We start from the raw sequence: 25,027 nt of genomic DNA on the forward strand, positions 1-25,027 counted from the left end.
TCCCGCCGCACGAGGCGCCGTGCGTCTATCCCAAGGGCGCCTTCTTTGGCTATCAGCTCTGCTGGGTCAAACCTCATGCGCCTGATCTCGAGCGCTTTCCGAGGTTCAGGGAGGCCCACCCGATCGAGCTCCTCCTGGCCCCGGGCGAGCTGCTCGTCCAGCCCGTCGGCTGGTTCCATCAGGTGTACTCGCTCGATGACGTGACGCTCTCTGTCAGCCACTTCCTCGCCGTGAGCTGAAGCAGCGGGCCCCGAGCGTCCTCTCAGCCACCGGCAGGCCCGATGAAGCGCAGCATGCACCCGATCCCTGGACACCTCGGGGCACACCGTCCGCGGCTGCAGGGAGTCCTCTGACATGTATTCCACGCAGCACCTCACTGCATCGCAGCACGGTGCTTACCGTGGGGCCTGCCCGACTGGGCGCTTCGTCCCCCTCCCCGGGGGGCTACAGGAGGACTTCCTTGAAGAGTCGATCGACAGGTTGGTGGGTGGTGCTCGCGCTTGCTGCATCCGCTTGTGGCGCGCCAGAGCAGGAGGGCCTGGGTACCAGGCGGGAGCCGTCGGATCTCCAGCATCTCTCGCAGGCTCCCTCCCTCAACGAGCTGGACCTGACACCGCCCCAGAGTGTGGTCACCGTCACACCCGATGCCGACTCGAACGGCGAGTACCACGGGCCGGTCACCGTCACGATCCAGGCGACGGATGACTCCAGCGGTGTGGCGAGCATCACCTATTCGCTCGATGGAGCCACGACGGGTACCGCCACGGTGGCGGGCTCCGTCGCCGTGCTCCCGGTCATCACCGCCCCAGGGACGACGTCGATCACCTACTTCGCGGTCGATGTGGCCATGAACATCGAGTACTCCCGGACCCTCAGCCTCACCGTCATCCTGCCTGACCCGCCGCCGCCACCTCCCCCGCCCGCGGTCTGCGTCCAGATCGATCTGAATGACTACAACGTCTTCCTGCTCGGAAACTACAGCGGTGGCACGGACGTGCAAGGCAAGGTGGCGGCCGGCGGCAACATCGACATGCAGTACTTCTCCGTGGGCGCGGGCCTGGCGGCAAGCGACGTCAACGGGGTGCTGGTGGCCGGTGGCAACCTGAGCCTCCAGCACGGCGGCATCTTTGGGAGTGCCTCCTATGGAGGCACGCTCACTACGAATGGGAGCGTGACGGTGCACCGGGGAGCGCTGGCGCAGGGCACTCCCATCAACTTCACCGCCGCGGGTGTCGCGCTGGGGCAGCTGTCCGCGAACCTCCACGCGCAGACGGTCAACGGAGCGACGCGGATCGAAGCATGGGGCGGCCTCTTCCTGGAGGGCACGGATGCGGTGCTGAACGTCTTCCAGGTGGATGCCAGCGTCTTCGCCACGACCCGGTACCTGTCCATCAGCGCGCCGGCGCAGTCCGTGGTGGTGGTGAACGTCGTCGGTACGGCGGCGACGTTTGCTGGCTTCAGCACCGAGTTCAGCGGAGGCATTGATCAGACTGGCGTCCTCTTCAACTTCGTGAACGCCACGAGCATCACCGCCTCCAACCATGGCTTCTTCGGCACGGTGCTGGCCCCCCTGGCCCACATCGACTTCAGCAACGGCAGCTTCGACGGCGGCATCTACGCGGGCTCGATGTCGGGCAATGCCGAGGGCCACATCAACTCGCTCAGGGAGATCGATCTCTGCGCTTCTCCTAACTGAGCGCGGCTGTTCCTCATAGAAGAACAGGGGGCACGGTGAGGGGGAGCAGCCAGTCCACCCCTCCCGTGCTCACTCCTGGCTGCACGGTCTCGGCTACAGGGTGGCTTCCCCCAGAAACTGGGACATGAGGACGGAGCGCCGGCCGAGGTGGTAGGTGAGCGCGAAGTCCGCGAAGTCGTACGCGCCGGGCCTCGGGAGCTGAAAGCTACGGGCCGCGGAGAGCTGCGCGCACGAGGCCACCAGCGCCATGTGCGTGAAGGCCTGCGGGAAGTTGCCCATTGCCTCACCCGTCCCTGGCACCGCCTCCTCCGGACGGCCTCCTCCTGGTAGCCCAGCAGCAGCAGGAGCAGCGAGTGCCGCGTCCCCACGCGGGGGCTGCGTTCCCGGCCAAGGCGGAGGGGCATGCAGTCCGTCACCTCCAACGCGCCGGTGGGCGTGGTGAAGGTGGTGACGAGGACGTTGGTGTCGTCGAGGTACTGGCGAGCGGACTGGAAGGGGCCTTCGGGGCCTACTCGAAAGGTGCCCCCCCGCTGCACATCGAGGATGCGGCAGAACACCGCGGGCGAGTCGAACCGGGGAAAGCACGCCCAGTCGATGGAGCCGTCGCGGCCCACGAGCGCTGCGGAGTGGCAATCGCCCAGCAAGGCGTAATCCTCAATCCGCTGCGGCATCCTGCCTCTCACCACTCGGGAGGAAGGCCCGTGCGACCCGAAGGCGCTCGTATAGGCGGGCGACGGCAGAGAGCGGTACTGCTCTCTCGTCGCACAACCTGAGGTCAGGCGGCGAGCCGGGGTGCGCTCAACCGGCACCCCGGCCCCGCCATGAAAGCAGACCCAACACCACCATCAGCCATGAGGGCTATCAGCAGGCTGCATTCATTCCTACATCCCAAGCCATGCCATCGCTCTGTACTTTCATGCGACCGCGAGTGGCTGCGGGACCTGGGCTCCTGGAGTCTGGCTCACCAAGGATTCGCGTTCTGATCATTAATCGCCACCCAGAAGCGAGTATTCTGGAAGGGGGTGATGCTCGCACCACTCACCTCAGCCCAGAAGTCCCAGCCAGTCCACAGGGTCGGATCTCCATCGTGGAATTCAGCCATCCGGTACCCTGCTCCGAGCTGGCTGGCACATAGGGCATCTGCCACCGCCCACGAGGTCAGCGAGTTCCCCGTGACGGGAGTGGTCAGGGCAATGGTTGCGCCTGACCACGTCCTATGCCAAGCCCCACCGGGTGTCTGGATAGGACTCCCAATGACGCCCGCCCCAGGGTATGCAGGGTTGTTCTTGTTGATGCAGAGAACGGGGAGGGTCTGACTGGTCAGCATATCCCCTTGATAAGGGTTGGTGATAGAATCACTCCCGACCAGAGCGTACGTATGAGACACATTGGGAACAGCAGAGTTCAACAAGGACCACGTCATAGCGGTCTTCAAGGGGCCCACAGGGTTATCACTGGTCTGGAACTGTACAGTCGAGTTACATGGATGGTTACCTAGAGCCATGTCCTCGAAGTCAATCGAGTTGCCACCAGTATCTCTTGGGTAGCCATTGCTGCCCCAAGGAGCACCCGAATCAAACCGGGTAACGCCACCCGTCGCGGATACGACTGGATAAGGACCCGTCGGACCAGGAGTAGAAGCAATGGTCAGGTTGCCCGCGCAGTGTGCTGGGGCACCTGCTGGGAAGGTAATGCCGACCTCCTGCACCGCATTCGCACGAATGTTATAGAGCACAATGAACGGCAGGCTCAAGGTCGCTCTATCCGTGAGAGGAATGAAGGTGGACGCCCCGTTCGGCAGCTTGACGTTGAGCTGAATGCCAGGCTCCTGCCCTGTGCCAGTGGGATGGTAGCAGTCAGACGGAACATTGACGAACTCGATGATGGTGCAGGCGGTGTTGTTCCTCTCGATGTCCGCATTCCATTCTCCAAAGCCGGCATTGGGTTGAATGGGTGACAAGGGGTTGACACCGCCGCTAGCAGTGGCGCTGCTGCCGCCCATCATGGTGAAGCTCGTACCAGCCGCGGTGAACTGGATATTGGCCTGCTTCTCGTACCACTTGCCCGTGGATGTCGCGAACCGCCACATCGCCAGGCGGCAGCTCCCATCGAAGACGCAGGGCGGCATGCTGCCGATCTGCGCAGGCACAGGAATGAATCCGTCCGCAGTGGCTCCACTTCGAAGATTGAGAGGCACGCCAGTCGAGCTGGTAGCGTTGATGGAGACGGCGCCCACTGACTCCAGTGCAACTTGCTGGCCACTGGAGTTCACTGCCGTGAAATCGCCCGGCATGCGCATCGGGTCGTAGCTGGCGATGGCGACATTGACAGCTCCCGTGGCTGCCACGCCATTGGCATCTACGAGCGTATTGGCCCGGATCGTCACTCTCACACCCGTGTTCGAAGTGATGGTGTTGTCGACCGTTGGGCTGATCTGCTGCACAAAGGCGTTCTGTAGGACGTGGATGCTGTTGCGCCTGGCTGAGCTCGTGAACACGGAGATTGGCGCGAAGCCATTCTTGCTTATGCTGAGGTTATACCCAACCGTTGAGCTCACCACCGAGACGAAGTACTTACCGGCGCTGTCCGTGGTGCGCGCGATGCCATTGATGACGACTTTGGCGCCAGCCACCGCCACGCCCTGCTCGCTACTCACCGTTCCCGAAAAGACAGCCGAGGTAACCGCGGCGCTCGTGTCAACTTGGGCGTCCTGAGGGGAGAACGGCTCTGTGTCGTCCATGCCCGAACAACCGAGCACAAGCACTGCTGATGCCAATAGCGTCAAGCTCCACTGCTTCGTATTCATCGAGACTCCTGGTTCATATTGATTCACTGCTCAGACAGGCGACGAGAGACCTGGAAGCCCACGGCTCCAAGGTCCTCATTCCCAAGGGACCATCGCAGCCCTTGCGTGACTGGGGCGTGACCGCTCCCAGGCTGAGCAGGACTCAGGGCTCCAGGTTCACTCTTTCACAAGGGACAATGGTGTCCCGCCGCCCAGGGGGCCGCTCGTTTTTCTTGAGCGACCGCCGCTGGGTCAGCAGGTGCCGCGGTGGAGGGCAGTCCGCTGGGTCAAGACGTCGCGGATGGGCTCGGGCAACGTGGCCAGAAGCACCTCGCACACGAGGTCATGAACGAACCACTGGCCCTGGATGATGTGGGCCTCCTCGAGCTCCCTCCAGGGCAACGCGAGCTGGTCCACCGGCACTTCCAACACCTTCGACGCCAGTTCCACGCTGAAGTCCGTCCGGGCCACGGCGAAGACGCGCGCCAGCCGCAGGGCCTCTTGCGACAGTCGGCCCAGGCGTTGCTCGATCATCACCCTGATGAGATCGGGAGGGGATAATGCCTTCGCAAACGTCCCGTCCCCTCCTCCAGACTGCCGTCGGTGACGCACGGTCTCCACGATGAAGAGCGGGTTGCCGCCGGTATAGGCAACCATCTTCTCCGCAGCCTGCTCGGGCGCTGGCTCCCCCATCCCCCGGAGCATCTCCGTGACGGCCGCTGCATCGAGCCGTCCCACCTGCACCCGGCGCATCAGCCCTGACTCAATCACACTCTGGATCTGCTGCCGCTCCCACTCCCCAGCCTCGGAAGTACGAAAGACGTTGATGATGAGGGGGAAGCGCCCGGCGATCATCTCCTCGCGAAACTCCGAGTGGACCTGGATCCCCAACTCCGCGCTGTCGCGGTCCATGTACTGCGCGTCATCGAACACGAGCACCTTCACGCCCTGGAGCGCGCCCCGAAGGAACTCGATGACCGCCGAGAAGAGCCTCGTCCGCTCCTGGGGGCTCTGAGGCGGAGGCAGTGCCTCGTCCAGCAGTCCTGGCAGCAAGCGCGACAGCTCCCGCCGGACCCAGGGTTGCATCGGCGCGTCAGGCACCTCCTTCAACACCTCGCGCAGGCTGCGGATGTGCGTGGCGAACGGCAGCTGTTGATCTCCGGGACGCCCGTTGATCAAGAGGCAGCGCCCTCGGCTGTAACCGAACTCCCTCACCAGCCGCGACTTGCCGACGCCCGACTCCCCATCCACGATCATGGGCTGACGCGCCGCCCAGGCCTCCTCCATCAAGGCCCACTCGCGCTCACGGCCCGCCAGCACGGGAGGGTGCGTCACCGACAAGGGAACGGCCGACCGCGGGCGCGTGGCCTCGGAGTGCTCGATCTCGCGGGCCAGATCGCGCGTCTCCTTCGAGAGCGCGGCACCGAACTCCTGCCTCACCATGTCCTGGCACTGGCGATAGGCCACCAGCGCCGCCGCGCGATCTCCCAAGCGGTGATGCAGGCGCATCACGTGCTGGTACGAAGTCTCCGCCTTGGGCTCCCGCTCCAGCAGCCGCCGCGCGCTCTCCAGCGCGTCCTTGAGTCGCTCCTCCTGCTCCAGCCGCAGCACCTCCTCCTCCATCGCCTTGAGCCGGAGGTTGCGCAGCTTCAGGCGCCAGCCTTCCAGCCACTCGCTCAGCTCCGAGCAGCCGTCGTAGGTGAAGTCCTGGAGCAGCTCTCCCTCGAAGGAAGCCATCCACGCTGAGTCCTTGGCCTCGAGAAGGGCGCGCAGGTGGAGCACGTCCAAGGCAAGGCCCTCGAGCAGCCTCAGGGGATCCCCGCTCTCGATGCACTCCTGCCCGAGCAGCTTCTTCAGCCGCAACAGAAGCTGCCTCAGGTTGTTGCGCGCGGTCTCCTCAGAAGACTCGGGCCACAACAGCCCCACGAGCCGCCCTCGCGCCGTGGGCCCTTCCAATGCCAGGTATGCCAGGAGCGCCGCAGTCTTCCGCTCCAGGCCCCTACGAGCTCCGTCGCCTCCTCTTGCCCAACACGCCCCAACCACTCGGATCTCCATGTAGGCTCCCCGGGAGCTGCTCCATCGCGACACTCCGCACACGTCGTACTGGAAGAGAGGCGGGGGCGCTATGAGGGTGGAGCGCTCTTTGCGGAGGTGGCGTCGATGTGGCCGGTGCACGACCTTGCAGGGGGTGCTGCGTCACTCCCCGGGTAAAGATGGACACACCTTCGGGTAGGCCTCTCCGCTGCCGCCGTACTTGCGCCACTCGGCTCGCGACAGGTTGCGCCGCAAGCGGGCGCACGCTTGCTCCACGAGGTCCTCCGAGCGCCACACCTGGAGGGAGTAGGACACGCCGCCCGCTTCGCCGTCATCCTTCGCCGTGGCCACGTACCTTCCATCCGGACTCAGGAGCACGGCCTCAGGCCTCGAGTCCTCCTGGATGCGCGCGAGCTCACGGCCGGAGTCCGGCTCCCAGAGGTGGATCGTGCCCGCGGCGCTGGAGGTCATCAGGGACTTCCCATCCACGCTGTACTGAAGGAAAGAGACATCCTCCACCGTGGCGATCCGGCTCAGCTCCTCGCCCGTCGCCACACTCCAGAGCCGTGCGCCGGGTTCACCGCTGGCGATGGCCAGCGCCCGGCCGTCCGGACTAAAGGCCAGGGTCCGGATGAACTCAGGGTGACGGAGCAGCAGCCGCTCGCGCGCGCTCCCGATGTCCCAGACCCGGGCGACTCCATCCAGAGTCGTGGTGGCCAGCAACTTCCCGTCCGGGCTGAAGCTCACAGACTCCAGCTTCGCCGCCGTGCCCCACATGCGAGCCCTCTCGCATGCCCCCCGAGCCTTCCCCAGCACCTCTTCGCATGGCACGTCCTTGTGCACCCACCGGGCAAGCGCCAGGCCCGTCGCCACGTCCCACAGGCGAGCGGTCTGGTCCTCCCCCCCGGTGGCGAGGCGCTGCCCCTCCGGGCTGAAGGCCACTGCGCTCACCGCGCCCTCATGCCGGCCCCGCATCTGCTCGTGCCCTGTCGCGGCCTCCCACACGCGCACCGTGCCATCCTGGCTCGCGCTCGCCACCCACCGTCCCTCCGGGCTGAACGCGAGCGCGTGGATGAAGCCCTCGTGCTCCACGCGGGCGAGCTCTCGCCCGCTCCCCACCTCCCAGACCTGTGCCCGGTGGCCTTCCGTGGTCGCCAGCAGCCTCCCATCGGGAGACAGCGCCAGGTGGTGCACGCCCCCCGTTTGCACCCTGGGTGCCCGCTCGCGCCCAGAGACGACATCCCAGGCGTGGACCGAGTCTCCTTCGGTGGCCGTGAACAGGGCCCCTCCGTCCGGGCTGAAGGCCATGCCGGTATGCAGCCCCCAGGCCGAGGCACGGGCGACCGTCGCTCCGGCGAGCCCCCAGATGCAGGCCATCCCATCCGCGCTGGCCGTGGCCAGCCGGTCTCCCTCCGGGCTCCAGGACACCGCGTTCACGGCCCCACCATGGGCCAGCCACGCGGCTCCCTGCCCTGTCTCCATGTTCCAGAGGAGAGCGGAGCGTCCTCCCAGCTGGGTGGTCACCAGCCACTTCCCATCCGGGGAGAGGGCGAGCGACTCCACGGCGGCCTCGTGCGGCAGGCGCACCTGCTCGCGTCCGGTGGCTACCTCCCACACCCGGACGCTCTTGTCCTCGCTCGCGCTGATCAGCAGTCCGTCCGGAGTGAACGCCAGCGCACTCACCGCCCCCTCATGGCGCACGAGCGAGAGCTGGCGCGCTCCAGGAACATCCCAGATCCGCACCGCCGCCGCGCCCTGGCTCACCAGCGCGAGGAGCCTCCCGTCCGGGCTCAGGGCCAGCGTGGAAGCCCGGGTGGAAGGTGTCTCGGCCTCCACCACGAGGGCGAGCTTCCCCGTGGCCAGATTCCAGACGCGCGCCCGGCCGAAGATGTCGAAGGACGCCAGGAACCGGCCATCCGCGCTGAACCTCGCCAGGGAGCTGTTGGCGCCGGCGCTCAGGAGGCTGTCTCCGCTGGCGCTCGTCGCGAGGCTGAGGTTGTCCTTGCGGTCGATGAGGGCCAGGTGCTGGCCCGAGGGCGCAAAGACAATGGCGCGCAGCGGCAGGCCCCGGAGCTGGCGCACGAAGCCATCCCCACGTCCCCGCGCCCAGAGGAAGGCCTCTCCCTGGGGCCGCCGTGCGCTCAAGAGCTGCCCGTCCACACTCCAGGCCAGCTCCGTCACGCGGCTTGGGGGCGTCAGGTGGGAGAGCGCTGCCCCCGTCTCCGCGGCCCAGAGGTGCACCCTTCCATCCGCGCTCGAGGTGGCCAGCTGCTGTCCCTCTGGGCTCCAGGCCACGCCGAGCACGGCGCCTGTGTGCTTCATGCAGGCGCCCGAGCGCGGGAGCCTCTCCAGTCCCAGGCGCAGCACCTGCTGGGCCTCGAGGGAAGGGGCGAGCCGCAGCGAAGTCACAGCGAGCAGGACGCTGAGCTCGAGCTGCTCGGGGCGCTCGGTCCGGATCAGCTCCGACTGTGCCGCCAACCGGTGGGCCAGGGCTTCGACCAGCTCCGGGCTCCGACCCGCGCCCTTGAGCACCCCGCCAGAGAGGGGGGCCTCACGGAACGTCAGCTGGGAGGACTCCAGCCACTCTCCCGCCTTCAGCTCCAGGGAGGCGACCCGGTACTTCCCGCCGTCCACGCACTTGAGTCGGTACGCGCCCGGGGGTATCCCGAGCCGCTGGCCCGCCTCCTTGCGAGCGCCCACCTCCGCGACGAGCCGACGCTCGTCCGTGTCGGTGACGAAGCAGCGCGGGCTGCCTGGGGGAAAGAGCAGGAAGCCCACGGGCCCCTCCAGCCGGGTGAGGTAGAGGTTACCGTGGCCCTTGAGCTCGTAGCGAAAGCCGGGGCGTTGCTCCCCCGCGAGCGTGCCGGCGGTGTCCAACAGGGTGCGGGTGGCGGAATGGCGGTACGCCTCATCAAGGCTGATCTGGAGATCGCCGTTCTCATCCGCCGCGCCGCGCAGGCCGCTCACCAGGTGCTGGGTGAAGAACGAGCCGGAGAGGGCACGGGCCTCCTGGGACAGCTCGTCCGCGCCCGAGGAGGTGAGGATGACGGTGCCACGGACTTCGCCTTCATTCTGGACGGTGATGCGGAAGGCTGGAGCGGCCCGGCCTCCCTTCACCTTGAGGATGGAGCCGCTCTGGCAGGCGTCGAGGATGCCCAGCGTGACGCCGGCTCCCATCTTGCGCAGGCGCTGATAGAGGTTCTCGAAGGAGAGGGGTGCTCCAGCCAGGTGCAGGTAGCGCGCGTCCGCGTGGCCCGAGTAGTAGAAGAGGAACAGCGTCTCTTGTGCTGGCTCCTCGCGCAGCCGCTGCTGGAGGGAGTGGAGCTCCGCGAGCAGCCGCTCGGTGGTGGGCGAGCTCAGGAAGACCCTGTCCCCTGGGGCAAAGCCGCCCAGCTCAGAGAGGACAGCGCCCAGGTTGCGGGCATCATCCTCGGCATAGCGCAGCGTGCGATCCTGCTCCCAGCCGGTATTGGCGCCCACCAACAGCGCGAAGCGTTTGATGGCCCATCCGTCCCGGGGGACCAGCAGCGCGAGCAAGAGGAGGAAGGACCAGCGGGCCCGCATGCAGGATGTCTCGAAGGTGAGAGTCTCTCAGGAAGCGTGAGCCCTCCTATACCACTTGAGGGGTAGCATCCTACTCATGGGATACACTGGACTTCACCTGACGCCTCGGGTAGGAGCCAGCCCTATTCCATGAAGGACGCCTCACACCGTATGCCGTGCTTGCTGATAATCGGGCTCCTTGCCTTTGGAGTTCCCGGGGCCGGGTGGGCGCAAGAGGACTTCGAGCGCTCCATGGACACCGTCCGGCAACTCCTGGAGAGTCAAGGGTACGAGGAGGCCCTCGAGCGGCTCGGCCGGCTGAAGGTGCTGGCCCGCGATGCGGAACAGCGGCTCGTGGTCTCCCTCTATGAGGGGCTCGCCCTCTCGAGCATGGGCCGACGCAACCAGGACCGCGCTCAGGCAGCGTTCAGGGCCGCGCTCCTGCTGGATCCCCAGGCGAACCTGCCGGTGAAGGTGCCACCCCGGCTGGAGCGCACCTTCGAGGAGGTGCGTGCCCGCGTCCTCAAGGAGCTGGCCGGGCAGCCTCTCTCCGCGCGTGAAGTCACGGCACCGCCCGCTCCTGCGGCGGAGCAGAGGGTGCCACCCTCCGCCGAGCCTGAGCGTGGGCAGGCGGGAGCGCCCCCGGAGCTTGCCCCGGAGGACCGGTTGCGGTTGATGTCGAAGTGGCCGGTGCTCGTCGCTCCCGCCCCTCCGGGCCCGACGCCAGTGGCTGAGAGCTTCCGGTACAAGGCGAGCCGACCTCGCGTCCTGGTCTCCGCCATTACCGGCGGAGCGCTGCTGGCCTCCGGAGGTGTCTTCTGGGGACTGGCCCGGCATGAGCAGTCACGGCTGAGGAAGGTGGACCTCAGCACGGGGACTCTGGACGAGGCGCGGAGCACCGCGGCGCGCGGGCAGCGCTACCAGACGCTGGGATTTGGCTTGGCGGGTGCTGGTGGGCTGGCGTTGGGCGTCGCGACGGTCCTCTACCTGATTCAAGTGCCCCAGGCGCCTGTGTCGCTCGGCTCCGATGGCTCCGCGCTCCTGCAAGGGACATGGCCATGAGTCGACACAGAGACTCCCAGGGGCCTCCTCGCGCCTGCGGGAGCTGGCTGCTGCTCGTACCGGCCCTGCTCTGCGGGGCCATGGGGGGTATCGACTTCGACCGGGAGTTTGACGCGATCTGCATGCGGAACCCGGAGAACGTCCTCTGCGGCGGTCCGAAGGGACAGCCTCCTGAGGTTGTCTCCACCCGCCAGTCCCTCTACGACACTGTCAATGGTGGCTTCGTCTTCCGCGTCGAAGCGCGCGACCCGCAGGACAGCCCCCTTCACTTCTCCTGGAAGACCAACAGCGGCAACCTTGGGCCCCGTGAGGGGAACACCTCGTCCTCCAACGAGTTTTTCTGGACCGCGCCCAGTTGCTCAGAAAGGGGCCGCGTTCCCCTCGTCATAGTGACGGTGACGGTGACGAACGACCTGGGGCTCGAGGCCTCCACGGAATTCGAGTTCCCCTATTCCTCGTTCACCTCGTTCTGCACGAAATGGGTTTCGGAGGAAAACATGGCCAACGCCCGGGAAGGCCACACGCTCAGCCTGCTGAGCTCGGGCCAGATGCTCGTCGCGGGGGGGGTGGGTCCCCAGGGCTATGTGCCCGACTCGGAGCTCGTCAATCCGGCCGTGCTCTCATCGTCCCTCTCTGGGGCGCTCGCTACCCCGCGGGCCGTGCACACCGCCGTGGTGCTAGCTTCAGGCCGGGTGCTCGTCATGGGAGGGTTCGGCGTGTCGGGCCCTCTGGCCTCTGCGGAGCTGTACGACGCCACAACTGGCGAATGGCAGCTCACGAGCGAAATGTCTACGCCGCGGGCCTTGCATGCGGCCACCCTGCTGCCCGACGGCAGGGTTCTGGTGACGGGGGGGCGTGGTGCATGGGCCGGCGTCTCGAGCACGGAGATCTACGACCCGGGTCAGGAAACCTGGGCCTCTGCTCAGGACATGCTCCAGGGGCGGGAGAACCACACGGCCGTCACGTTGCTCTCGGGGTCGGTGCTGGTGACGGGCGGAGCCCGAATGGGTGTGGCCACCGCCAGCGCGGAAATCTCTGCCCCAGAGGGCTCCTGGGAAAGCGCAGCCAGCATGGCCACCGCGCGCGTAGGACATACAGCGACGGTCCTGCCTTCAGGCCAGGTGCTCGTCGTGGGTGGAGCCAGTGGCTCCATGCTCCAGGCAGGCCCAGACGCGGAGGTGTATGACCCGGACTCAGACACCTGGTCCTCCACGGAACCGATGATCTCGGCACGCTCCTATCACACGGCCACGTTGCTCCTCTCGGGCAAGGTTCTGGTGGGAGGCGGTGAGAACGCGGGCGGGGTTCTTGCCAGTGCGGAGGTGTATGACCCGGCTTCGAACACCTGGTCCGCGGCGGAGGCCATGGCAACTCCCCGTTCGAAGCATGCATCGATGCTGTTGCCTTCAGGCAAGCTCCTGGTGGCAGGCGGATCCAACACCAGTGGCCCTCTCGACAGCATCGAGCTCTGTAGCCTGGATGCCCATGGAAGCTCCATGCTGCTCACGCTTGTCTCCGGTGCAGTTCATTCACTGGCGCTGCGAAGTGATGGAACGGTGTCAGTGTGGGGAAGCAATGTCTTTGGCCAGCTCGGGGACGGAACGACCACGGAGCGCGCCTCACCGCTGCAAGTGCCCGGGTTGAGCGGCGTGACAGCGATGGCCGCAGGCAGCGAACACACCCTGGCGCTGCGCAGTGATGGAACAGTGTGGGCGTGGGGGAACAACGCCTTGGGCCAGCTCGGGGATGGGACCTCTGCGGGGCATGCCTCCCCACTGCAGGTGCCAGGGTTGGGCAGCGTGACGGCCATGGCCGCAGGTGACTACCACACGCTCGCTTTGCGCAATGATGGAACGGTCTGGACGTGGGGGAACAACGGCTCTGGCCAGCTCGGGGATGGGTCGACCACGGGGCGGACCTCCCCGCTGCAAGTGCCAGGATTGAGCGGCGTAACGGCCATTGCCGCGGGCAGATACCACACGTTGGCACTGCGCAATGATGGAACGGTATGGGCATGGGGGTACAACGCCTATGGCCAGCTCGGGGATGGGACCACCACGGGGCGGACCTCCCCGCTGCAGGTGCCAGGGGTGAGCGGCGTGACAGCCATTGCCGCAGGCGCCTACCACACGTTGGCACTGTGCAATGATGGGACGATCTGGACATGGGGAGACAACGGCTCTGGCCAGCTCGGAGATGGCACCAGCACGAGGAGGACTTCGCCGGTGCAGGTGACTGGCTTGAGCGACACGAGGGCCATTGCCGCAGACGGCCTCCACACCCTGGCTCTGCTCAGTGATGGAACCGTGTGGGCGTGGGGAGCCAACGACGCAGGCCAGCTCGGGGATGGGACCACGAAGGGACAGACCTCCCCTGTGCAGATACCAGGATTGAGCGAGGTAAGGGCCCTGGCTGCGGGCGAAAACTACACGCTGGCGCTTCGCAATGATGGGACAGCTTGGGCCTGGGGGGACAACCGCTCTGGTCAGCTTGGGGATGGCACCACCACGAGGCGGCTCTCTCCCGTGCGAGTTCACCTCCCATGACTCTCGACGCTCCGGGCGATGGCATCACCTCTGCCTACAAGGACTACGTGGTGGCGGAGGGCAACGGCGGAGGCGAGGTGAACTGCAACCGCACGGCCATCGGTCCCTGGGAGACCTTCACCCTGGTGAAGTAACCCCATGGAAGCCCGGCCTTCCTGAGGGCAACCGCGGGTCAGCCTCACGCCTGGCCCGCTTGCCTGCTTCCTTCGTCACGGCTCGCTGGGATTGCAATCAAGATGACAGCTTGATGTGGCTGTTCCATCGCGCTTTGCTGGCTCGCCGGAGTCCCTGGGAGGAAGTGCGCACATGAGAAGCCATCTGCTGAGGGTGCTATGGACGATGTGGGTGGGACTGGGGCTCCTGGGGAGCTCCGCAAGCGTGGGAATGGAGAGGGTGGGTTCGGTGCCCCCAGGTCTGGAGGCCCGCTCAGGGCCTGATTGACGATCACGGCTCCGATGGCGCCCGCGTTCTGCGCGTTCTTCACCTTGTCCGTGAACGCGCAGTTGCCGCGATCGATGAGCGCGATCCTGCCCGCCATCGCAGCCGCATTGGCAAACGGCGCTTCACAGCCATCCGAGGGAGAGGCGCCACCCGCGTCCACGACGGCGACCAGCTCCCCCGAGAGGGTGAAGACCTGAGGACCAAAGCTGGCAGTGCCCGTCGGGTACTCCCCGGCGATGGCGGGCGGAGCAAGGATCGTGAAGGAGATCTCCGGGTGAGGGGTCGCCAGGTACAGCTGCATCCGTGGCTGGGCGCCATCGGCCGGAGTCGCCATATCGGAGCGATCCACGCCACTGAAGTCCTGAGCCTCGGCCTTGATGCTGTCGCCGCCAACCCCGCCCCGGCCGTAGTTGTCCGTCTGCGCATTGCCGGCCTGCTCGTCAAAGCCCGAGTCGTAGTACCAGTCATGCAGGAAGTTGTTGACGTAGAAGAGCTGCGTCACCGCCGCCATCCGCTGGCTCGTGCTGGCGCCGGGCTCCTGGGTGACGTCGTAGACGCGGTTGAAGGTGTTGGCGCCCGTGGTGCTGGCACGGAAGTCCGCGCCGTCCCGGCCGTCCGCACCGGAGATGTCCACGTACGCGTCCACATTGTTGCCCACCGTCTCGGTGGCGCCGGGTGGCAGCCAGGGATCGCCGTTGCTGAAGGGCGAGCTCTCCAGGGTGATCAGCCCGGGTGCGACAAAGGGCGCCTGGTAGCCATCCGGGACTCCCGTGGGATGCGGCGTGCCGAGGAGCCCCTGAGGGCCATCGTCCGGGCGATACGGCGGCGTGGCCTCTGCCCACACGCGGTAGGAGAAGGCCTCTGCCACCGTGAGGTTGTTGCGGAGGAGCAACCGGCCGTCGCTCGCGGCGACGACATAGGAGTAGTAGTCCGCGCTCGTGCTCCCCTCCTCCCCGGTGTTCAGCTCCACGTACCAGGCAGGCTCCAGGCGGTCCGGCAGCGGGAAGATCACCCGCCGGGCCCGCGCGGGCGTCACCATCCGCACCGAGGACTGACCATGCGCAGCCGGCGTGATGCCAAAGGAGGTGTACCCCCCCGACATCGAGCCCACCGCCTCGAGGTTTGCGGGATCGAGTGGCTTGCTGTTGAGATCCTCGTAGGCCCTGGCGATGGCCTGGCGCACGTCCAAGGCGAAGCGCAGCTTGTCGCCCTGCACCTGTGGCGCCAGATGGGGGGTGAGCCGACCCGAGATGGCAATGAGCTCGTGGCGCTCATTCATCAACACCTTGAGGGCGTCGCGGAAGATCGGGACACCTTCCACCTCCTGCCAGAAGGTGACGAGGACGGGCCCCTGCCCAGAGAGGGGAACCTTCACATTCGCGGGCACCTGGGACGCCATCCCCGGCGCCAGTCTGTAGAGCGGGGCGAGCCGGCTCAGGTGCGCGCGAGCTGCCTGCTCTGGCGACATCCGCCGCAGGGCTGACAGGAAGCGCTCATCCTCGCTCGAGCGGCTGCCCCACACGAAGGCAGGCACGCCCAGCCGCGAGTCCGTGTGCGCCACCCTCGCCCCCGCCCTCAGCGCCCGCCCAGGCACCGCGACCTGGGGAGCGGATGCAGCGTCGTTGAGCGCATCCAGGGATGGAAGATCCTTCGCAGTTGCTGCCGACCCCGAGACCACCAGCACAAGGCTGATCATCAAGCTCCATCGCGCCACGACGCACCTCGGGAGAGAAAGAGACGAAGCCCTGCGACTCCTCATACCCGCACGCAGATACCACGGAAGATCGGAGACCTGGAGGGGGCCGCCCACGCCGAAGCAAGCAGCCAGGCGTACACCCCGCGAATCTGACGATCACCCCACGGTGAGGACGCCGCTCTCCAGACTGTGTCCCTGCGCGAGCATGGCAGCGAGCCGCGCCTCGATCTCCGCGCGTCGTGTCGCGTCGAGCTCACACACCATGTCGTGCCGATGCAGGCCGGGGCGAAAGTAATTCTCTGTGACCTTCACGGTGCGCAGGCCTTCGCGCTCGAAGAAGGGTGCGGTCTCATTCGAGGTATTCATTCCGACGCGCGCGATGCTGGGAATGCGGGCCGCCACGGCGAGGCGCACGCGCAGGAGGACGCGGCCGACGCCCTCCTTGTGTTTCTGGAAGTCCACCATGCCCCAGCAGAGCGTGGCCTCCTCTACGTCGCGAGAGGCCAAGCCCCCACAGCCGACCGGGTGGCCAGCGGAGTCCTCGACGACGAAGTAGGGCCCGGGCAGTGGGTCGAGGAACTCGCCGAACATGGACCGTTCCTCCTCGAGGAACGAGGAAGGCACGTTGCTCTCGAAGAGAGCCATGCACGCGGCTCGATCCTCAGGCAGGTAGCGACGGACTCGGAGCAAAGACGTCATGATGGAATAAAACTATATCGTTAGATCCCTATCCCTCTGATAGCTGATAGCGTGATTGCGCCTCCACACGTTCCGGCCCACATCGGGAAAACATTCTCTCAACAACCCCATTATCAAACAGCGATCCCAACATCTCGTAATCGCCTAGAGAGGAGAGGGAATGCGTATAAAGAACCCCCTCATGAGAGACGAAGGGGTAGGTGAGTCGACGCGATGGCAGCGGATTTACCTCGATTTGGATGCGTCCCAAGGGGTTAATGGCACGCACCGCAGACATGAACGACTGATGATCGATGCCATGACGTGAAACCGACTTTGCTCCCAGCGACAAGGGCCAATATTGATAAAGGCTCCAACGCGCTGGATTCAACCGAGTTATCAGACGACCCAACTCGGGCAATGATGCAGCATTCAATGAGGTCACAACTGTATTAATCTTAATCTTTTCCCTATAGGGCTCAAGCCATGACAAGCGCTTCATGAGCACGTCGAAGTGCCCCGGCGAAGAACGCATCATGCCGTGGATATAAGCACTAGGTCCATCCAACGGGACCCCAATCAAATCAATGCACTCTTCAATGAGTCTTGCTGTATCGGGCGTCTGGCGCATAGCAATCGCATTTGTGTCGACATGCACCAACAAGCCCGCCTGCTTTGCCGAAGCGATCAAATCAGGAAGGAAAGGATAGATAAACGGGTCCCCCCCCCCAAGAGTAACCACTGCCATTCCAATCTCCTTGCAGCGGGCAACAATGCGGAGACATGTTTCCGCAGTCGGAGGAGACCCACCGAATGGCACATAACACCACTCGCACGCCATATTGCAGCGATGTGAAAAATTCAAAATGATTCGCGTCGGGCGCGCAGGATCGCCTAGCTCATTCGGCATCAGTCTTCATCCGTTTGTGACGCCACTGGAGCAAGGGAAGGTTCGAGTGATACTTGGCATTCGCTTCGACCCAATCCTCAAAGTCCGTGCTTGTGCGCCAAAGGGCATCAAAGTGCGCCTTAAAGAGGTCATAGTACCCAACTCCCTGAGGCACCATTTTGCGCTCCAACTGAAGGCAAAAGCTGCGATTCTCGATTCGATGACCTATGACAGCAAGGTGATAGGGATCATAAAAGAGTTGGGACTGTGTCGCAAATACTGTCCCATACATACCTCCTTCAACAAATCGGATCTCAAGACTTGGGTACTTGTTGTAGAGCCTGACGAGATTTAGGAGATTGAGTTTGGAGTCGTCAGCATCCTGCCCTACGTTGAGCAAATTGCGCAGAGTCTTTTCACTTGATGAAGGACTCAATAGGACTATCTTAAAAGGCACGTTATCCCGCAATCGTTGCTCCACCGCTGGCCAATGCCGATACACTGCAGGATCCAGATACGAAGCCCCCGAATTTGCACACAGCCACATACTAGCCGCGGTGGAGACTATCAACCGCGTGTCTTCGTTTCTCTTGGCCTGGTCGCTGGCAAGTTGCATGTTATAGAACTTAGCCACTCCGTAGTTGGAGGCACTTCGCGCCATCTCTCCAGCCTGGTTCTCGAATGCCAAGAGATCTCTCAATTCGGGCTTGATCTGAAAAAGCCTCACCCCGAAAAAGAGTATGGTGGAAACAATTGCGAGAACGCCAAAGGGTCCCCACATTCTCTCTTGGCTGAGATAGCTAGCCAGCGCCACAACGCCATAGAGGCCAACCTCGATCATGAGGAGGCCCCATATGGTCCGACGCCGTGAAGAGTTAATCATCGCTTACTCGTGGTCTTGTAACGCCTGTTTGTTCATAGCGTACGACACGTAGAACTCTCGGGACAAGAGGCCAACAGAATGCATAGCCGCCTGCATACCAAACAGACCCGAGCCCTCGTTTGTTATAGTTATAGTACTACCATTGGTAAATGGAATCCTGCTCATGGTGTCTGAGCGAGGCACAGGGTATAGGGCAGAGAGTTGCTGGCAGGCAGACCGCTTTCGTGGATTCTAATCTTAATGGAGTTCTTAGATGACATCTAGCGCCAGCCGCATTGCCGACAGTCCGCTGGGCGAGAGAATCGCAACTACGACAAGAGACTCCAAATGCTCACGCCTCCACTCGCTCGGCAAAGAGCAGCACGTTCGATGGCTCACCCAGCGCGCTGGGTAGCAACAGGCCAATACCTAGTCCTCGAAGTACTGCGTCCAGAAAGCATTTGTCAGCAATTTATGCTTAGAAATTACCCTAAGCGTGCTGCGCGTATTGACTTCAATAAGCTTGTAGTTTTCATTGTCGCACACCAACTCTGTCTCAAGCCTGTTCATGAGAAGGCTATGCATGACCTTTGCACATGCCGCAGGAGACCTAACTACCAGAATGCCGTTTAAGACGCCACTGCTTAGAATTACCTGGAGCGCGAGCGGATGTATTTCTCGAAATGTCTTTGCCCGCTTTTCGAAAAACAGGCCTACCTGAACGAGTCTCCAGATTAGTGACTCTGCGACATTAGCGGCAGGAACAGGACGTGCTTCTGAGCTTCCTCGACGAGTAAGTGCGTCCAAATAAATGCGAACTGAGTCGCGTTGAGAATCCGGCAATTCCTCTATTTCTCCATACAGATCGAAGTCTGCCCAGTGATTGTCAATGATCCGAGCAATATCAGTTAGCGGCAAAGTTGACAGACGCTTTGACAGTATCCGATCGACCTCGGTTTGTCTGTCGACTCCCTCCTCTTCCTCAAGTTCAACGGACATCTTTGCTTGCTGAAACTCCGGATCGCTCATTTGCATCAGCGATTCTGAATTAATGCCTGTCGGTTCGTCAAAGAGCCTGGGGACATACACAATAACTGGCTTCCCCTGCCCCAGAGCAACAGACGCCTCGCTGTCCTTGCCAAAAGTGTCGCTCTTCTGCGCCATGCATACCGTTAGTCTCGCGCGCTTGAGCATGAGCGCTTCAACAAGGCCCTTCGCGACACGGTCCGATATCCAAGATTGCGTTGGGTTGAAGTACCTGAGGTGCAGATGCGCGACCTCTGGGTTGGCGAAAAGGTTTTCTACAAAATTATTGACGGATATAAAGTCAGCAAACTCCCTCATGGATGTTGCGATATAAACATCCATGTATGGTTCGGTCAAATATGCGGCAAGATTTCTGAGTCCAAGCTCTTGGCTTTCCTCGATGCGCGCCAAATCGTGGTCTTCAGGAGCGATCCGCTTAGCTTCTCTTTCAAGAAGTTCGGGGTCAGTAGAACCGAAGAGTGTCGTTTCAATTTTTACGGGCGAATCGAACTTTCGCAGAAGGGATTGAATGCGATTGATCCGCTTTGTAGAAACCTGCTGCAGCCCTGTCTTGGGATTCTCCTTCAGAGTCGCGGCAAGCTCAAGCAGTTTGGACGACAGTTCTTGTCTCTCTCGACTTTGACGGCGCACTTTCTCAGCAGAGATATAGCCGAGATCATCGAGCCTGATTGTGGGTATTTTATTGATCGCTGAGAAAGTCCTCCTCTGAGTGAACTGCCCCTCATCTATCTCGCGGAGCGGGCTCAATTCCTTATCAATATCATCACAGGATCGAAGAGTCTTGAATGCTTGGCGGAAACTGCCGTAGAGACGGATTGCCAATTTCTGAAAGTCTTGAACCTTCCCTTTTAAAGAGGAAACACTAGAGAATGCGCCCGACCCGAGAAATCGCTCAAAGAACTGCTTGGAGACTGGCTTTTCTCCATAAAATGTTAGAATGGAGTTGAAGTGCGCAAATGACTGTTCCAATGACATTCCACGCGATAAGAGTTGCGCGATGGCATCAACAGCTAACCTCCGCGAAACCCCATCAATGTGATCTAACAACACCGGTTTCCCGAGCAGTTCACTTAACTGCTCTTGGAAGTCCATGGCTCTTAAGTATTCAGGATGAACCGCCTCTGCCCACAATTGCTCTGGAATCTTAAGAGCATCGAAAATGATCTCAAGCTGTTCCGGAGCAGGGAGTCGCAATCCCTGCTCCAACTGAGAAATCATCGTGCGATTCAGGCTAGGATCTTGTTCGGCGACCTGGACTTGAGTCATGCCACTTCTGGCCCGATACTCCGCAACAAGCCTGCCAATGCGCTTGATAGCTTCTGTGGCGTCAGCCATAGGATATTGAGATCTTCCAGATCAATGATAGTCAGTTTGGATTTGTATCAGGATGCGCCTTTGAGTTTCTTGGAGCGCTGGTCAGAAATCCGTGCGGTGATGTTCCAAAGTTCACCGGTACAGGGCATCGACTGATCCTCTTGCGGCAGAAGTTCCCCTGTTTGCGAATCGCATGTTGACAGCGGGCCGCTATAAAGCCGATCTAGAATTCCAGCAGCAATGTCTTCCGGTGGTAAATTTGCATTGACTCGATGCAGATAAGAAAAGCTTAGCTGCTCGAATATGCTCGCGACTTTGCGGAGACTGGTCTCTGTCTCGAAATGATTAGCTTTATCGCCGCGCTTTCGAATCCGCTGCAGTCCGATTTTGGGGTCTACAGTCAACAAAACCAGAAGATTCGGGGTGGGAGCGAAGTCTTCATTTAGCTTTAACAATGCTTCAGGGTCCATGCCGCGAGCCCCCTGATACGCAATGGTAGAAAAATAGTACCGATCTACAATTACGAGCTTGCCTTCTCGCAGAGATGGCTTGAGCAGCGTTTCTACATGCTCTCGGCGATCGCGGATGAAGTAATCGAGTTCTTCTGAAGGTGATAGACGTCCTTCGAACGCAGAAGCACGTATCTTCCTTCCCCAAGGCCCATCGGTAGGCTCTTTGGTGCGTACGACATCAATTCCCGCCTCCGTAAGTCGAGCTGAGAGCAGTCCTGCCTGTGTGGTTTTTCCTGCACCATCAATTCCTTCGATGGCCAGTAAGAATCCATTTGGAATATGGGTAGGCACGTGGGAATGATCTCCCGGGAGAGGGGCTGTGTCAAAGTCAAGTTGGAAGGGCGGGCATGCCCGTCCGACCGCGTCACTTCAGCGGCAACGAGACATAGGAAGGATTGCCCGAGGGCGAAGAGAACTTCACCGAGGTAAACGGCGCCGCCAGATCCGCGTAGAGCGGGTCCACGGTGTCGATGACCAGCGAGAGGCGATTCCCGCTTGGCACATCGTAGGCCGTCGTCGGGAAGTCCGTGTCCACCGTGTAGGCCTGGCCAGCCACTGCACCTCGGATCGTGAACGCCACATGCGTCACGAGCCGCCCGGTCCCAGCCCAGTCCGTGTCGTACAGGTAGGCGATGATCGTCGTCTGCCCGGAGCTGGCGGGCGTGATCGTCAGGCGCAGGTGCGCGGCCCCTCGGAGGCGTCGCGCACTTGTCAGCCAGTCCGACTGCCAGATCCCCGCGTTGACCCGGCTCACCGACGGGATCCAGGCCAGCGGAGGAATGCCTGTGAGCGCCTCGGCGCCGTTCGTCAGCAGCACCGCTCCCCCATAGGCGGGGGTGTCCAGGCCTGCGGCGATCGTATAGCTCCACCCGCTCTGCGAGCCCGACATGAGGTCTCCCTCGCTGCTCCACCAGTGCACCTCACCCAGGTTGTAGCGCGCGGTGCCCGTCGAGATCGCGCTCCACGACGGATAAGCCTCATAGCCGCTCTGGCCTCGCGTCTGCAACTGCACCGGGTTCTCCGTGGCAATGCCGGTGTTCACACCCCTCAAGAACTGGTCGAACCAGCGGTGCACGTTCAGCCACGCGTCATTGGGCAGCCCGAGAATGCCGGTCAGCTCGGGGATGGCGTGATCGCCCGGGCGCAGTTCCAGCCGCTTGGGCACCGTCAGCCGGGCGAAGAAGTCCGTCAGCTGGTTCGGCGCGAACAGGCTGTCCCCGTAGGCGTTCGCCATGAAGATCGCGGGGCGGTTGGCGTTGATGCGGTCCACGTACGTCGCGGCGCTGCGCACCTGAGCGAAGGCGGCGAGCCCGGCAAGGTTCCGGTTGCCGAAGTAGTCCGAGAGCACCTGCCGCAGCTCGGGCGAGGGCCGCCCCGTCAGGTCCGCGGCGAGCTTCAGCAGCCCCGCGGCCTGCTGGTGGCGGGTCTGGTTCGAGAGCAGCGAGTACAGCAGATCGGTCCAGCAGCTCATGGCGGCCACCGCTCGGATGCGCGGGTCGAACGCCGCGCCCAGCAAGCTGATCCCCGAGCCGTACGAGATGCCCGCCGCGCCGATGCGCGCCGGATCCGCGGAGGTGTTGGCGAGCATCCAGTTGATGACATCGCTCACGTCGCTGATGTCCTTGGGCCCAGCCGTCTCGATGTAGCCCCCGGAGCTGTAGAAGCCGCGGGGGGTGTACGAGAGCGCGACATACCCCGCGTCCGCGAACTGCTGGGCCTGCACCAGGTACTCGATGTTGGGCATCCCCCAGCTGGTGATGAAGATGATCGCCGGATGGGGCCCTGGGGTACTCGGCGTGAAGACGTTCCCCTTCAGGACCACTCCGTCACGAGCCATGATGTCGGCGGTGCGGAAGGACGAGGCGGCCGATGCCGAGCTGGCACCGAGACTCAGCGCCAGGACCGTGGCGCAGACGGCAATCACTCGCAGCCGTGACATGAAACACCTCCGTGGAGTTGCGGGGAGTCGGCCGCGCAAGGTACCGGCACGCAGCAACTCACGCAATACAGGCAATCCGCTAGAGAGGGCACGGCGTCATCTGCACCTGCCACTTGCCCTGAGTACAGACGGCGCCGAGTCCGCAGCAGGCCGTGCCGCAGAACACGCCCTCGGGCTCACACGGCTCTCCTTGCTCGAAGTGGCTCGCCGTGCAGGCCGTCCAACCCGGAGGCTCGCAGACCCAGGTGGCAGGTTCCCGAGGCACCTGGACATAAGGCACACCGCTGCAGGGGCGCTGGATGGGTTTCACGCGATACCCGCAGGTGACGGCCTCCGGGTAGATGCAGACCAGACCCGACTCCTTCGCGACACCCGCCGGCACCGCTCCTGGCTTCTCGGGACATGCCCCCTGGAGCTCCGGGGAGCAGCTCCCCCTGGCCCGGAGAAACCACTGGCCGAGGTAGCACTCCCAGATGGAGCCACACTCCGGCCGCTCCGCGTAGGTGCAGCGCAGCGCGGGGCCCTTGCACGAGCTCAGCTCCGTGGGGGGCTCGGGAGGACACTCCACCGCGCCTACAGGTGCAGCCGGGGACTCCGTGGCCTGCGGCTCCAAGGCAGGCGTCTCCGCAGGGGGAGCGGGCCTGGGGGACGCACAGGCAAGAAACACGGCCACCCCCGTGGCCCACCCCTTCCAGGGGCTCTGACGCTTCCTCATGTCCAGAGCTCCTCGTCACTTCCCCGCGAGGGCTCGGGCACGAGGCCCGGAGCCCTGGGGAAACCGAACCTGCGGCCTACTTCTTCGGGATGCTCTGCAGCTCGCTCCGGCTCTGCTGAGCCATGGCCGCCATGCCGCGCAGGTGGGGCTCGGGCGCCTCACCGAACCGCTTGATGAGCTCGTCGTAGGTGGCCACCGCGGCCTCAGGCTGGTTCTTCAGCCTCAGCAGCACGGACTTGCTGAAGAGCCCTCCGGCGATCAGCGGCCTCAGCGCCGCGTCACCGGCCCCACCGAAGCTCGAGACCAGCTCATCGTAGAGCTTCAGGGCCTCGTCGTGCCGGCCCAGGCTCCCCAGCGCGTGCGCCTTGGTGAAGAGCGCCCCAGCCACCGGCACGGGCAGCGTCTTGGCATCCGCCCGCTTGAGCACGTCATCACAGACTGCCACGGACTCCTCGACCCGGTTCAGCTCGCGCAGGACGTTGGCCTTCTGCAGGAGCGCCTTGGCCACCACCTCGCGCAGCTTCTCGTCGCCCTTGTCAAACCGCTGGATCGCCTCGTCGTAGAGGGCCAGGGCCTCATTGGGCTTCTGAAGCTGGTGCAGGGCAATGCCCTTGTTGATGAACGCCCGGGCTACCTGAATGCGGACCCCGATCTCGCTCGAACCCCCAAACTTCTGGATCACCTCGTCGTAGAGCGGCAGGGCCTCCTGGGCCTTGTTCGCCTCGGACTGGGTGACGCCCTTGTCGACGAGCTCCTTCGCTGCTTGCTCAGACATCTCGTACCTCGCGCGCTGGCTGGCCCGCCCCTCTTCAGGAGTGACAGGCAGGGAAGAGCGGCGTTCTACCCCTTCCTGAAGAAACCCACACGCGGAAACCCACACCGTGCGACAGCTTGGGCCCGCGACGAATGTCAAGTGGGTCCAGCGAACAGAGGCCCCGCGCGCCTACTCCGAGCGCATGGCCTCCACGGGATCCAGCCGGGCCGCGCGCGCCGCCGGGTAGATGCCGAAGATGAGCCCCACTCCGGAGCTCATCCCCAACGAGAGCGCCACCGCCCAGGGCGGCACCACCGTGGGGAAGCCCAGCATCCACCGCCCCAAGAAGGCCAGCCCGAAGCCCACCGCCACGCCGATCACCCCGCCCACCAGCGCCAGGATGACCGCCTCGGTGGCGAACTGCCCCAGGATGCGCCGCTTGCGCGCCCCCAGCGCCTTGCGGATGCCGATCTCCTTCGTCCGCTCCGTCACCGACACCAGCATGATGTTCATG

General features: G+C 63.6%; 19 protein-coding genes and 1 pseudogene. 5 read left to right on the plus strand and 15 right to left on the minus strand.

What is annotated here, in order from left to right:
- On the plus strand, positions 1-239 hold a 239-nt coding region (locus tag VD972_RS05325), incomplete at its 5' end, for a cupin-like domain-containing protein (RefSeq protein WP_324981729.1).
- A gap of 221 nt (positions 240-460) precedes the next feature.
- A complete protein-coding gene (locus VD972_RS05330) occupies positions 461-1,696 on the plus strand; it encodes a choice-of-anchor A family protein (RefSeq protein WP_324981732.1) in 1,236 nt (411 codons plus the stop codon).
- A 93-nt stretch (positions 1,697-1,789) separates the two neighbouring features.
- On the opposite strand, the gene VD972_RS05335 is transcribed toward VD972_RS05330, so the two are convergent.
- The 5 genes and pseudogenes from VD972_RS05335 to VD972_RS05355 form a co-directional block, all read right to left on the minus strand.
- A complete protein-coding gene (locus VD972_RS05335; protein WP_324981735.1) occupies positions 1,790-1,996 on the minus strand; it encodes a hypothetical protein in 207 nt (68 codons plus the stop codon).
- Between the two features lie 152 nt (positions 1,997-2,148).
- A pseudogene (locus tag VD972_RS45405) lies at positions 2,149-2,367 on the minus strand (trehalase-like domain-containing protein); the annotation flags it as partial.
- Positions 2,368-2,657: 290 nt separating this feature from the next.
- Positions 2,658-4,502, minus strand: a complete 1,845-nt coding sequence (locus VD972_RS05345; RefSeq protein WP_324981740.1) for a carboxypeptidase-like regulatory domain-containing protein — start codon at positions 4,500-4,502, stop codon at positions 2,658-2,660.
- A gap of 231 nt (positions 4,503-4,733) precedes the next feature.
- The gene (locus VD972_RS05350; protein ID WP_324981742.1) at positions 4,734-6,407 is read right to left on the minus strand and encodes an AAA family ATPase; all 1,674 of its coding nucleotides are present in this window, start codon (positions 6,405-6,407) and stop codon (positions 4,734-4,736) included.
- Positions 6,408-6,677: 270 nt separating this feature from the next.
- Complete coding sequence (locus VD972_RS05355) at positions 6,678-10,079, minus strand: caspase family protein (RefSeq protein ID WP_324981745.1); 3,402 nt, start codon at positions 10,077-10,079, stop codon at positions 6,678-6,680.
- Between the two features lie 231 nt (positions 10,080-10,310).
- Between VD972_RS05355 and VD972_RS05360 the strand changes: the two genes are divergently transcribed.
- From VD972_RS05360 to VD972_RS05370, 3 genes are read left to right on the plus strand one after another with little or no spacing between them, the layout of a single operon-like run.
- Positions 10,311-11,120, plus strand: coding sequence for a hypothetical protein (locus VD972_RS05360; RefSeq protein WP_324981748.1), 810 nt, complete (start codon positions 10,311-10,313; stop codon positions 11,118-11,120).
- Positions 11,117-13,666 (plus strand): kelch repeat-containing protein, encoded by a 2,550-nt coding sequence (locus tag VD972_RS05365; protein ID WP_324981751.1) that lies wholly within the window; start codon positions 11,117-11,119, stop codon positions 13,664-13,666. The genes VD972_RS05360 and VD972_RS05365 overlap by 4 nt, the downstream gene beginning before the upstream one ends.
- Complete coding sequence (locus VD972_RS05370) at positions 13,663-13,800, plus strand: hypothetical protein (RefSeq protein ID WP_324981754.1); 138 nt, start codon at positions 13,663-13,665, stop codon at positions 13,798-13,800. The genes VD972_RS05365 and VD972_RS05370 overlap by 4 nt, the downstream gene beginning before the upstream one ends.
- Before the next feature lie 44 nt (positions 13,801-13,844).
- Here the strand turns inward: VD972_RS05370 and VD972_RS05375 are convergent, their stop codons facing one another.
- From VD972_RS05375 to VD972_RS05420, 10 genes are all read right to left on the minus strand, one after another.
- A complete protein-coding gene (locus tag VD972_RS05375; protein ID WP_324981757.1) occupies positions 13,845-15,803 on the minus strand; it encodes a M36 family metallopeptidase in 1,959 nt (652 codons plus the stop codon).
- Between the two features lie 156 nt (positions 15,804-15,959).
- A complete protein-coding gene (locus tag VD972_RS05380) occupies positions 15,960-16,448 on the minus strand; it encodes a GNAT family N-acetyltransferase (protein ID WP_324981760.1) in 489 nt (162 codons plus the stop codon).
- A gap of 82 nt (positions 16,449-16,530) precedes the next feature.
- Positions 16,531-17,391, minus strand: a complete 861-nt coding sequence (locus VD972_RS05385; RefSeq protein WP_324981763.1) for a radical SAM protein — start codon at positions 17,389-17,391, stop codon at positions 16,531-16,533.
- Complete coding sequence (locus tag VD972_RS05390) at positions 17,381-18,211, minus strand: hypothetical protein (protein WP_324981765.1); 831 nt, start codon at positions 18,209-18,211, stop codon at positions 17,381-17,383. The genes VD972_RS05385 and VD972_RS05390 overlap by 11 nt, the downstream gene beginning before the upstream one ends.
- Before the next feature lie 450 nt (positions 18,212-18,661).
- The gene (locus tag VD972_RS05395; protein WP_324981769.1) at positions 18,662-20,614 is read right to left on the minus strand and encodes a helix-turn-helix transcriptional regulator; all 1,953 of its coding nucleotides are present in this window, start codon (positions 20,612-20,614) and stop codon (positions 18,662-18,664) included.
- A gap of 47 nt (positions 20,615-20,661) precedes the next feature.
- The gene (gene tmk, locus VD972_RS05400; RefSeq protein WP_324981772.1) at positions 20,662-21,396 is read right to left on the minus strand and encodes a dTMP kinase; all 735 of its coding nucleotides are present in this window, start codon (positions 21,394-21,396) and stop codon (positions 20,662-20,664) included.
- A gap of 73 nt (positions 21,397-21,469) precedes the next feature.
- Positions 21,470-23,044 (minus strand): CocE/NonD family hydrolase, encoded by a 1,575-nt coding sequence (locus VD972_RS05405; RefSeq protein WP_324981775.1) that lies wholly within the window; start codon positions 23,042-23,044, stop codon positions 21,470-21,472.
- A gap of 79 nt (positions 23,045-23,123) precedes the next feature.
- A complete protein-coding gene (locus VD972_RS05410; RefSeq protein ID WP_324981777.1) occupies positions 23,124-23,759 on the minus strand; it encodes a hypothetical protein in 636 nt (211 codons plus the stop codon).
- Positions 23,760-23,835: 76 nt separating this feature from the next.
- Entirely contained in the window at positions 23,836-24,534 is a 699-nt protein-coding gene (locus VD972_RS05415; protein WP_324981779.1) for a tetratricopeptide repeat protein, read from the minus strand.
- Between the two features lie 168 nt (positions 24,535-24,702).
- The coding region (locus VD972_RS05420) for an ABC transporter permease (protein WP_324981781.1) at positions 24,703-25,027 on the minus strand (325 nt) is incomplete at its 5' end.

It is taken from the genome of Hyalangium sp. (assembly GCF_035629615.1).
GTDB lineage: Bacteria > Myxococcota > Myxococcia > Myxococcales > Myxococcaceae > Hyalangium.